Annotated in this window: 11 protein-coding genes; 2 read left to right on the plus strand and 9 right to left on the minus strand. The window is 25.8% G+C overall.

Annotation, left to right across the window (positions count from 1 at the left end; genetic code table 11):
• Nucleotides 1-301: 301 nt before the first annotated feature.
• The 3 genes from TY07_RS11750 to TY07_RS11760 all read right to left on the minus strand — a co-directional run bounded on the left by TY07_RS11750 (nucleotide 302) and on the right by TY07_RS11760 (nucleotide 2,294).
• Nucleotides 302-847, minus strand: a complete 546-nt coding sequence (locus TY07_RS11750; protein ID WP_042399980.1) for a nitroreductase family protein — start codon at nucleotides 845-847, stop codon at nucleotides 302-304.
• A gap of 115 nt (nucleotides 848-962) precedes the next feature.
• On the minus strand, nucleotides 963-1,976 hold the full coding sequence (locus tag TY07_RS11755) for a phosphotransferase (RefSeq protein WP_042399981.1): 1,014 nt from the start codon (nucleotides 1,974-1,976) through the stop codon (nucleotides 963-965).
• A gap of 27 nt (nucleotides 1,977-2,003) precedes the next feature.
• Nucleotides 2,004-2,294, minus strand: coding sequence for a Dabb family protein (locus tag TY07_RS11760; protein WP_042399982.1), 291 nt, complete (start codon nucleotides 2,292-2,294; stop codon nucleotides 2,004-2,006).
• Between the two features lie 222 nt (nucleotides 2,295-2,516).
• On the opposite strand from TY07_RS11760, the gene yaaA reads away from it, so the two are divergent.
• Entirely contained in the window at nucleotides 2,517-3,257 is a 741-nt protein-coding gene (gene yaaA, locus TY07_RS11765) for a peroxide stress protein YaaA (RefSeq protein WP_042399983.1), read from the plus strand.
• A 199-nt stretch (nucleotides 3,258-3,456) separates the two neighbouring features.
• Here yaaA and TY07_RS11770 read toward each other — a convergent pair whose 3' ends face one another.
• The 5 genes from TY07_RS11770 to TY07_RS11790 all read right to left on the minus strand — a co-directional run bounded on the left by TY07_RS11770 (nucleotide 3,457) and on the right by TY07_RS11790 (nucleotide 9,197).
• On the minus strand, nucleotides 3,457-3,777 hold the full coding sequence (locus tag TY07_RS11770; protein ID WP_042399985.1) for a DUF5661 family protein: 321 nt from the start codon (nucleotides 3,775-3,777) through the stop codon (nucleotides 3,457-3,459).
• Between the two features lie 190 nt (nucleotides 3,778-3,967).
• Nucleotides 3,968-4,840 (minus strand): ComEC/Rec2 family competence protein, encoded by an 873-nt coding sequence (locus tag TY07_RS11775; protein WP_042399987.1) that lies wholly within the window; start codon nucleotides 4,838-4,840, stop codon nucleotides 3,968-3,970.
• 248 nt (nucleotides 4,841-5,088) lie between these two features.
• Nucleotides 5,089-6,876, minus strand: coding sequence for an FUSC family protein (locus TY07_RS11780; RefSeq protein WP_242833258.1), 1,788 nt, complete (start codon nucleotides 6,874-6,876; stop codon nucleotides 5,089-5,091).
• A 153-nt stretch (nucleotides 6,877-7,029) separates the two neighbouring features.
• On the minus strand, nucleotides 7,030-7,641 hold the full coding sequence (locus TY07_RS11785) for a hypothetical protein (protein ID WP_042399991.1): 612 nt from the start codon (nucleotides 7,639-7,641) through the stop codon (nucleotides 7,030-7,032).
• A gap of 350 nt (nucleotides 7,642-7,991) precedes the next feature.
• Nucleotides 7,992-9,197 (minus strand): BaiN/RdsA family NAD(P)/FAD-dependent oxidoreductase, encoded by a 1,206-nt coding sequence (locus TY07_RS11790; protein WP_042399995.1) that lies wholly within the window; start codon nucleotides 9,195-9,197, stop codon nucleotides 7,992-7,994.
• A gap of 241 nt (nucleotides 9,198-9,438) precedes the next feature.
• On the opposite strand from TY07_RS11790, the gene TY07_RS11795 reads away from it, so the two are divergent.
• On the plus strand, nucleotides 9,439-10,740 hold the full coding sequence (locus tag TY07_RS11795) for a DUF1002 domain-containing protein (RefSeq protein WP_042399998.1): 1,302 nt from the start codon (nucleotides 9,439-9,441) through the stop codon (nucleotides 10,738-10,740).
• 77 nt (nucleotides 10,741-10,817) lie between these two features.
• Here the strand turns inward: TY07_RS11795 and TY07_RS17360 are convergent.
• Nucleotides 10,818-11,590 (minus strand): collagen-like protein (locus TY07_RS17360; RefSeq protein WP_198133997.1); only part of this gene is annotated, 773 nt, incomplete at its 5' end.

Genomic DNA, 11,590 nt, shown 5'->3' on the forward strand with positions numbered 1-11,590 from the left:
TCCTTAATATTATTTTTTCATTAAAGTATCTTATTTATAAAATTACATTATTATTATTTGCATCATTATACATTTATTCTTCAACTTTATTTTAATATAGTTTTCATATATATATATATAAAGCTTTATCATTTATATAGATAAAGCCTCTTTCCCTTTATAATACACATATTATAAACCAAATTTATATTTTATAAAATATTTTCCATTAACTTTCTTATAAAAATAAAGTCAATATATATTGCTGTATCAATTAATTAAAATACGTACAATATATATTGACCTACTCTTTAAAATTCTTTTATCTAACTATTAAACTTCTTCCTTGAATTCTCTTTGGTGCAACACTTGCTCTTGCTGAATAACCAATTGCTGCACAACCAACTACTCCAAAATCAGAAGGTATATGACATCTATCAAGTATTTTTCTTACTTGTGGATTATCATAAGTATCTGCTAATTGATTAATCCAACATGTTCCCATGCCCAAAGATGTAGCTGCTAAAAATATATTTTCTAATCCTACCGCTCCATCAGTATAAAAATATTTATAATCCTTTTTTGCAGTAACTATTACAAGGGTTGGTGCTTTATAATAAAAATTGTAATCTTCATCAAATCCCCTTGAATCTTCTCTTTCCCTAAATACAGCTTTAACTGCTTTATTTAATTCTTGTAATACCTCTTTATTTTGAATTGCAGTATAATAACATCCTTGGCTATTCATTCCACTTGGTCCACATAAAGCACACTCTAAGATTTCATTTAAATCTTCAGTTGATATTTGTGTATCAATATATTCTCTACAACTTCTTCTAGCTTTAATATTTTTTATAACCTCATTCATATCAAAACCCTCCTAAAAAGCACCTTGTTTTTTAAGTTCATATTAATTTATATAAATAAATTTAATTAATATGCTTACCCTCATATTAATTAATATTTTAATATTTTAATATTAATTAAAATATTCTTCTTATTTTTTCTTCATTTGATTTAACCCATTTACATAGTGTTATTGCTTTTATAATCTGCTCTTTTAAAATTTTTTCTGAAGACATAAAATTATTACTAATTCCATCTTTATATCTAACAAGAAAATGTATTATCACATCAAGTCTTCTAAGCATAATTAATGATGGTATTACATTTATCTCATCAATTGAAAGTTTTATATATTCCTTATAACCATTAATAAAGCTTCTCATATTTTCTAGTTTTACTTTGTCATCATTTTCATTTGAAATTGCTTCTGACAAACATATTGCTAAATCCATAGCCCTTAAATCCCTAGCTGAAAATTCAAAATCTAAAACTGCTGATATATTGTTATATTCATCCTCTAATACATTAGATGCATTAATATCTCCATGAATAATCTGATGTGGCAAACTTCTTAATTTAGGTATTACCTCTTGAAATTCAATAAAATATCTACTTAATTCCTTTAAATATTCTCTTTCATTTTCAAATTCATTAGATGGATAAATACAAAACTCTATTACTTTATTTAAAGGGCATTTAGGATAAGACTTTTCTAGTTCATAGCATGGTTCATAAATAGGATTAAGCTCAACTTCTATACTACCTAACTCTTTTGTTATTTCACCAACAACTTTACCTAAGCTATAAAATTGTTTAGTAGTATGTAATTTAGGATTAGATCCTTTTATCATTTCAGCTATTGACACTAGCTTTTCATCTATACTAACACTTATAGTATTACCTTTTAAATTTTGTTTTGGCTTTGGAATATTAAATGATAAATTTCTTTTATTAAGCTCCTCTAAGACTAAATGTTCATAGTTCACCTTTTTACTATCCCTGTGACTTTCATATATTCTTAAAATATATTTTTTATCTCCTACGCATAAGAATTTAGTAGTATTATTCATTCCACTACTTTCTTGTTTAACATAATAATTTTCATCCTTAAAATATTGTTTCACAATATAATCTATATATTCTTCTTCCACTTTATTCTCCTCTTGAAATTTTATAAACTATATTTCATAATCCATACACATTCTATTGCAAGTAATACTTCTAACTATTGTAGCAATCTTAACATGTTCTTCATGAACTTGATAATTATTTAATGCCTCAATGCTTTCAAATGTACTATTTAACATTATATCTGCATTACTACCTGCTACTGGATTAGTTATAACCTCTATTTCAATAATTCCTGGAATCTTACCTTTTAAACCTTCTAATCCATTTTTTATTTTTAATTTATCCTCTTCACTACCTTTACCATCTTGAAAATTCCATAAAATAATATGTTTAATCATCTTTTTCCTCCCCTTTTAATTTATTTATATTTTAATTATATCAAAGTAACATCTTATTTAAAATTTTCATTTTCTAATTTCTTTTATATTCATTATTAAAATTTTACTTTTTTATCAAATATAATTATGATGCTAAAAAAATTTATTCATTATAATAAAACTAAATAATATGTTATACTAAATAATAATTAATATTAGTTGCATAATTTAGGAGTTGAAAAAATGAATATAATTATTTCCCCAGCAAAAAAAATGAATATAAACAATGATGATATTATTTATGAATATCACCCTGTCTTTATGGATAAAACTAACATATTACATAATCAATTGAAATCACTTTCATATGATGAACTAAAAAAACTATTAGTTTGTAATGATGATTTAGCTCAATTAAATTTTGAAAGATATAAAAATATGCATTTAAATAAAAATCTATCTCCAGCCTTATTAACTTATGAAGGAATTCAATATAAATATATGTCTCCAGATTCTTTTAGCGAAGATGAATTTAATTATGTAAAATATCATTTAAAAATACTATCTGGATTTTATGGAGTTCTTAATCCTTTTGATGGAGTTGTACCATATAGATTAGAAATGCAAGCAAAACTTAAAATCGATAATAATAAAAATCTTTATGAGTTTTGGGGCAATAGTTTATATAAAGAAATAACTAAAAATAGTAATGTTATTTTAAATTTAGCTTCAAAAGAATATAGTAAAGCAATCGAAAAATATTTAAGCAAAGATGATATATTTATTACTTGTATATTTGGAGAATTAAAAGATGATAAAATTAAAGTAAAAGCTACAGAGGCTAAAATGGCTAGAGGTCTTATGGTAAGATATCTAGCATCTAATAACATAGAAAATATTGAAGATGTTAAAAACTTTTCTGAACTATCTTTCAAATATTCTGAAGAGCTTTCTACTGATAAAGAATTTGTATTTATAAAATAAAATATAAATTTAATAATTTAAAAATTTGTATTTATAAAATAAAATATAAATTTAATAATTTAAAACCCCATGAAAAATAATAATTTCATGGGATTTTTATTTTTTATATTATATATAAATATATTTGTAATTCCTTAAACTTTAAAGTTTCGTTTTTTTATCTCTAAGTGCCTTTAAGCTAACTCTCACATTTGATTAACTACCTTTTAGTTTTCCAATATATATCGGCCTCTGCTTCTAACTTCTTAAGCCTTGTATAATAATCAGGAAATTCTAAAAGATGTGCATATGCAATTTTACCTGTTAAAATAGGATCATTATTAGTTACATTTGCCTTTGAAAATTTAGTACCATGTTCAAGCTCTACATTTATCCCCATAGTAAACTCATTTAAATCAAATTTTTCTTTTGTAAAATCAATGCCTATCTTTTTTGCTATTTTACATGCTTCTTCAGAAGTAAATGATAATCTGTTCTTTTCCCCTCTTAATTTTACTATATACCATTGAGTATTTTTCATTTCTACCTCATATTTAAAATAATATATAAATTATACTATGAGAAAAAACTAATTAAGACTACTGTAAAAATCTATTACAGTAGTCTTAATTTATTTTTATCAATTTCCATTTATCTTCAATCATAATCTATTCCAATTATCTTGTTATCTATACTAGGTATTTTCCACCTCATACTCTTGAAAAATTCTATTACTTTTGTATAAAATAAATATTTTCACCATCACTCTTAATACTAATATCACCACTACTAGTATAAAAAGTTTTTATTTTATATTTTTCTAATAAAGATACTAGTTTTCTATCAGGATACATAAACTGAGAGCAAGTTATTACTGCATATTTAGGGGATACAGATTCTAAAAAATCTCCTACCTCATTATTATATATTCCATGATGAGCCATCTTTAAAAAAGTATATTCACCAGTATTTTCATTAATAAATTCCCTCATTCTTTCATCTTCAGCATCTGCTGCAAATAAAAATCTATACTTTCCATAATCAATTCCAACAATAATACAATAATCATTTGACTTTTCATACTCATCTTTAATGGCCGGATAAATAGTTATATTAGCACCATTAATATTTTTAACAATTTTGTTATGCAATAAAACAGGTGTCAACTCATTTCTTTTTACTGCTTCAATATAATTCTTATATTGTACAGTATCTTTTTCATAATCAGCTTGAATTAAATTTTTAATTTTAAAATTATCTAAAATAGTAGGCGCTCCACCTATATGATCTTTATCATTATGGGTTAAAATCAAATATTCAATTTCTTCAATACCTTTATAATTTAAATAATCATTTATTACGGTGCTATTTTCATAAAATCCTGTATCTATAACAATAAATTTTCCTTCACATTCAATCAAAATAAAATCTGACTTTCCTGTACTCAATATATCTATTTCAAAAGGTAGCTTAACAGTAACATCTGCATCTACCCACTTTTTACTATCACTTTTTATTTTTAAAAAACCTATTACACTGAATATAATTACTAAAATTATTATTATCAATCTAACCCTAACTTTTTTTAAGACAACATTTTTCATTTATCTCCCTTCTTAACTATAAAAAATACTTTATTTATATTATTATACTCTTATTACATAGTAACTTATACAAATATGAATTATTATTACTAAATTATGTCAAATTAATGCAACTGTCATTAATTTGACATATTAATGCACTATACTAAAGAAAATAACACATAGAAATTAGTGTTATTTATTAGTTAATATCATTCCCTTCAGAAAGATATAGATTAGTTCCCCCTATTTCTAATCTATATCTTTTCTTATATTAACCCTTTAATTCTCTCCTGCAGTTCCTCATATAAATTACTTATATATTTAAAAATATTTTCATTATATCTTTTTCCATAAACAATTAAAGCTTTATATCCAATTCTTACTACAATCTCATTATTTAAATCAACAAACTGTTCAATCTTTTCATCTCCATATTGCATATTTCTAAGATATAGCTTTTGTGTTAATAAAGTTATATGTATTACTAAATCTCTTATAGAATTAGCCCCATTGCTTTTATTTAAATAATCCCGAGTAGAATCCATTAAATATTCATCATATCTTAAAATTTTTCTAACCAATTGTTCTATTCCATCCTTCAATTTATATGGAAATATAAACTTATTAGCTAACAAAACTATAACTACCCCTATAATCACATATAAAATTCTATAAAATAATAATTTATTAATATTTACTGTTAATGATGATACACATATTGATGCCATAGCTGCAAATAATGATATTTTATAATACTCTTTAAATCCATATAATAAATACAAAGATAAAACTAAGATCCCTATTATAACCCACTTAGAATCAAATAAATGTATTATTATTCCTGTAAGTAAGATAGCTATAATATTTCCTTTTACTCTTTCTCTACTCTTCGAAATAGTATCTTCATAATAAGGTTGCATAATAGACATTATAGTGATTATTGCCCAAATCACTTTATAAAAACCTAAGAATTCTGCTATAAAAATTGCAAATGACAATGTAATTGACATTCTCATAGCAAATTTAAACCTAATTGATGAAATCACAAAATATTCTTTAAAAATTACTTTAGGTTTATCTAAATAAGTCCTTTCCCAATTCTTATATATTTTATTAATATCTTTATCATCTAATTTTTCCAAATCTTTAATACATTCTATAATTGATGAAATAGCAAATAATACTTCTTTATATAAATTCATTGAATTTTTATTTTTTTCAATTATAAAAGTATTTTTATAGACTATATCACTTATCTTACATGATTCCTTTGAATAATTAATTATTAAATCAATTAACGACCATAAATCTCCTAGTTCTTCCTTTGAAATATTGTTATTTTTATACTCTTGAAAAACCTTCTTCAAGCATATATTTATATACTCTATATTTAAATATAATTTAAACTGAATAGTTCCAAGGTTAGTAGTTAAATATCCTTTATGCCTTGTTGTATATACTTTATAAACCAAATCCATCATTATTTTTGAGCAATCTTTTGTTAACTTATAATCAAAATTATCTTCTAAAATATTATCTAGCTGAACTTTTAAACTTTTCAAAGCAGAATTAACACTGTTTCCAAAAACAACTTTTGCATTAGCCCTTTTAATATAGGTTCCAATAATTATTATCATTGCACCAAATATAACTGCTAATAATCTATTTGGAAGTTCATAAATAGATATCTTAGAATATTGAGTAAATACATATAACATTATAAAAGGTTTATAAAATGTTGCATCATAAGGTGAGGATACAATATATATTATTAAAAATATTGCTACTAAATCTATTAAAATACCAGTCCAAGGATTTAATGATGAAATAAATGCAACTAAAACAATAAATAAATCTAGCAATAAAATTCGCCCTATTCTACTAAGTGGCTTAACATAAAAATTTTGTCTTCCTATTACTGTTGAGGTTAATGCAATTGGAAATGCTATCATTATATTTTTAACACCAAATAAGACTCCAACACCAGCCATTGTAATTACTGCAACTGTTCCATTTCTTATCATTGATGTAATATTTAAATTATATTTTTTCACAAAATAATCAAGCATTTTCTCACAACCTTTATTTAAAAGAATTAAATTTCCACTATTACTTTGTCCTTATAAATACTTAACTATTCCATACTAAAAATTATTTATAATAAAATAAAGATGTAAAGTCTATATATTTCTATTAGCTTCACATCCTTATTTTTTCTTTAAATTTTCAATTTCACTTTGTAATTCCTTTATTTGCTTGCTTAACTCTGATATGGATTTCTTTAATTCATTTATATCGTTACTTGATTGTACCTTATTTTCTGAACTGCTGGTTGTTTTTTTCTTTTTACTTGAACTTACATTAGCTTGTCCCTCATCACTTGAATTTGAGCAAAATGGATTAGCTGCATTTCTATAAATTGGACTATATATTCTTCCTGGTCCACCTTGAAAATATTGTTGTTGAGCATTAAATGTTATTATTACTTGACCTAAAAGTTGAAGCCAGTTACCTAAAGCATTTTGTACATTAAATGGCATCTTTTGTGATGCAATATTACCAAACAAAACAGTTATCAAATTAAGTATTTGTGGATTAAAATCTTGAAATCCACCTGGCACATCACTACATGCCTTCCTTTGATCTTCTGTAGCCTCTGCATTTTCATTTCCAAACATGCAATTTTCACATCTACCATTACTTGCTTGTGAAGTGTTACTACTGCTATTTTCATCAGTAGTTTCTGAATCAAAAGAGGCCATATATTCATTAAAAAATTTTATAAACTCATCAAAACTATTATTTCCATTTTGATTCATAATTTTCCCCATAAAAAACTACTTACTATCATAATACTCTTTAATTTTTTATTTGCTACAATCTCAAAATATGATCTTTTAAATCAAATCATAATTCTTTAATAAACTATCTAAGTTATTTTGTAACTTCACTTCATCTTGAATTAACTAAGGATATATACTTTTGAAAATATGATATTTTATGAGTGAAAATGATTTATTAAATAAAATAAAAAAATATCAAATGTACAAAGTAATATTAGGTGTTAAATTTATTTGATTTATAATATAAAAAACAGTAGATAAGTTTAAAAATTTATCTACTGTTTGATAGATTCATATATTATTAACTATATATCAAAATAATTATTTTAATAATCTGAGCCGGCTAAATATCCTGTTGAAAAAGCCATTTGAAGGTTATATCCACCTGTTTCTGCATCTATATCAATAACTTCACCTGCAAAGTAAAGATTTTTAATTACCTTAGATTCCATAGTTGAAGCATTAATTTCTTTTACTTTTACTCCGCCTGATGTTACTTGAGCAGCTTTTATAGTTAAAGTTTCTCTTGCTGTAAGCTTCATTTCCTTCATATACTCAATTATTTTATTTTCATCTTCCTTCTTTAAATCACTTGATTTAATTTCAGTTAACCCTAACATTTCAAATACAACTTTTAAAAAGTTCTGTGGAAGAACACCTTTTAAATTGTTTAATACAGTTTTATTAGGATTACTTCTCATTATTTGTGAAATTTCATCTTTAGATTTATCTTTTAAGAAATCTAAAGATACTTCTACTTCCCTTTCACTTAAAGCCTTAGTTATATATGAAGAAAGTTTTAAAACTGCAGGGCCTGAAATACCAAAGTGTGTAAATAACATATCTCCAAACTTTTCAATTTTTTTCTTTTTAAGTTTTGCAGAAACTACAACATCTTTCATTGCAACCCCTTGTAAACTTTTAACAAAATCCTCTTTTATAACTAGTGGTATTAAAGCCGCGTATATAGGTGTAATTGTATGCCCATACTTTTCTAATATAGAATACATAGTTCCATCAGAACCTGTATTAGGAAAACTCTTTCCTCCTGTTGTTATTATAACTTTATCACCTAATATTCTTTCACCATAAGATGTTACAACACCTTTAATATCTTCATTTTCAACTATTAAGTCACTTACCATTGTATTGTATCTAATTTTAACTTTATTCTTCTCTAAATCATTTTTTAGTAATTCTATAACTTCATCAGCCTTATCACTTTTTGTATATACTTTTTCATCAAGTTCAACTTTATATTCAAGTCCATTGTTACTTAAGTATTCTAAAAGTGAATAATTAGAAAATGTATATAACGCACTATATAAAAACTTTTTATTATTAACTATCTTGTCAAAAAATTCTTCTATATCCCTATTATTAGTTATATTACAGCGACCTCCACCAGTAAGTCTTAATTTCATACCAATTTCTTTATTTCTTTCTATTAATGTAACTTCATTATTTTTTGCTGCACTAAGAGCTGCCATAATTCCTGCAGGCCCTCCCCCAACAACTATAACTTTAGCCAAATTTGTCACCTCACTAAATTTCCTTTGTTTATTTACTCATTATATCATACTTTATAATTGTAGCCATTTATATAATCTATGATATAATTATAAAATCTTAAGAAAGTGTTCATTTGATTTTAAAATATTAATTAGATATAATTTATTAAAATAGGTAATACATACTACTTTAACTACGTAATTCCATTTAGGTATTTAACTTACCTTACAATAAAATATTTTAATTTAAGAGGAGATAATTATGGGATTAAAGAAGAGGATTTCTACACTACTTATATGTGGAATAATAATTTTAGGAAATATTAGCACAGTTTATGCTGATGGTGCTAATGTTGTGACTTTAGGGACAAACCTATCATCTGAACAAAAACAAATAGTTTTAGATTACTTTGGTGTAAAAGAAAATGAAGTTGTTATATTAGAAGTTAATAACCAAGAAGAAAGAAAATACTTAGAGGGAGTTGCTACTGAAGCTCAACTTGGTACTAGAACCTACTCTTGTGCTTATGTACAACCTACTTCAAAAGGAAATGGCCTTAATGTTAAAACAGTAAATTTAACTTATGTTACTTCTTCAATGATAGCTAGTACTCTTACCACTTGTGGAATTACTGATGCAAATGTAATTGCAATGACTCCAATTTCTGGCGGTGTAAGTGGTACTGGTGCTTTAACTGGAATAATGAAAGCCTTTGAAGATGCAACTGGTGAACCTCTTGATGAAACAAAAAAAGAAATTGCTTCTGAAGAACTAGTTATAACTGGTGACTTAGGTGAAGATATTGGACAAGACAAAGCTACTGGTGTTATAAACGATATTAAAACTGAAATTATTAAAAATAATACTCAAGATACTATACAAATTGCAGATACAATAAATAATGTAACTAATAATTATAATGTTACATTAACTCCTGAACAACAACAACAATTAGAAAACTTAATGGCTAAAGTTTCAGAACAAGATTATGATTATAAAGAAATGAAAGATGCTTTAAATAGTGTTAAAGATGTTGTTAATGAAAAACTTGATGCTATGGGTGAAAAAGTATCAGTAGGTTTTATTGAGTCTATAAAAGAATGGTTTACTGGTTTAGGAGATTGGTTTACTGGATTATTTAATAGTAATGAAAAGGATCTTGGCATATTAGAAACAACTAATGATGATCTTTTAGGTGATAATGTTGTTGTAGATGCAACAGATGACAATGCAATTAAATTACCAAGTTCTGAAGAAACTAAAGGATTTTTCGAAAAAATATGGAACTGGTTTACTAACTTATTTAATAATAATTCAAGTGATATAAATAACGATAATTCTACTAATTCTGTTGATTCACCTGTTATTAGTGGTTCTGAAAATATAGAGTCAAATGACACTATTGATGATACATTAAATCCTATGGATAATAATACTACTCCTGAACAAGATAATTCAAACTCTATAAAAGATACTAATACATCATCTTCTGATATTATACCAAATGATGATAATAGTAATTCTGATTCCGATAATAATACAACTGACACAAACGATAATTAATAAATTTTAACTAAAATTTATTAAAGACTTCTAACCATACGGTTAGAAGTCTCTTTATTTTAATACTTTAACTTTTATTAACTTAATGCAAAAACTGTTATAGTTGCTGCATGAACTCTAACTTTAGGAATATCTCTAGTAAGGTTAGTTAACTTAACAACTGCCATTTCATTATCATCAACGTCTAATAAAATACCTAATGAAATATTATTAGCATAAACTTCATTTGAAACTGATGCTACATGCTTAGTTCCTGGTATTTCATTTCCATTGCCATCAGTAAGAGCAAAGATTATATCACTTCCGTTGCTACCGCAGTTAGTAGCTGAATATGATACTGTATATTTTACAAAATAAGGATGTCCACCTAGTAATATTACTGGTGCAGTATTAGCATCATGTTGAATGTTATTTCCAGCAATTTCATTATTACTAAAAACAACATCTTCAGCATAAGATAATTCTTGAATATCTTGGAATTGTCTATAAATTGTTCCATAGTCCTCAATATTTCCAGACTCTCCTGTTGCTCCTGTTGCTCCTGTTGCTCCTGTTGCTCCAGTTGCTCCAGTTGCTCCTGTTGCTCCTCTTATTCCTTGTGGTCCTGTTGCGCCTGTTGCTCCTGTTGCTCCTGTTGCTCCTGTTGCTCCTCTTAACCCTTGTGGTCCTTGTTCTCCTTGTGCCCCTTGGACACCTTGTGGCCCTTGTTCTCCTTGTATACCTTGTGGTCCTTGTTCTCCTTGTGGTCCTTGCTCACCTTGTATACCTTGTATACCTTGCTCACCTTGTAGTCCTTGTTCCCCTTGTATACCTTGTGGTCCTGTTGCTCCTCTTGCTCCTCTTGCTCCAG

Origin of the sequence: Clostridium saudiense, assembly GCF_000577815.1 — a bacterium.
GTDB lineage: Bacteria > Bacillota > Clostridia > Clostridiales > Clostridiaceae > Clostridium > Clostridium saudiense.

Excerpts from the sequence above, each read along its gene's own strand:
- TY07_RS11750 (WP_042399980.1), bottom strand. The coding sequence starts at position 847 with ATGAATGAGGTTATAAAAAATATTAAAGCTAGAAGAAGTTGTAGAGAA.
- TY07_RS11760 (WP_042399982.1), bottom strand. The coding sequence starts at position 2,294 with ATGATTAAACATATTATTTTATGGAATTTTCAAGATGGTAAAGGTAGT.
- yaaA (WP_042399983.1), top strand. The coding sequence starts at position 2,517 with ATGAATATAATTATTTCCCCAGCAAAAAAAATGAATATAAACAATGAT.
- TY07_RS11770 (WP_042399985.1), bottom strand. The coding sequence starts at position 3,777 with ATGAAAAATACTCAATGGTATATAGTAAAATTAAGAGGGGAAAAGAAC.
- TY07_RS11775 (WP_042399987.1), bottom strand. The coding sequence starts at position 4,840 with ATGAAAAATGTTGTCTTAAAAAAAGTTAGGGTTAGATTGATAATAATA.
- TY07_RS11785 (WP_042399991.1), bottom strand. The coding sequence starts at position 7,641 with ATGAATCAAAATGGAAATAATAGTTTTGATGAGTTTATAAAATTTTTT.
- TY07_RS11795 (WP_042399998.1), top strand. The coding sequence starts at position 9,439 with ATGGGATTAAAGAAGAGGATTTCTACACTACTTATATGTGGAATAATA.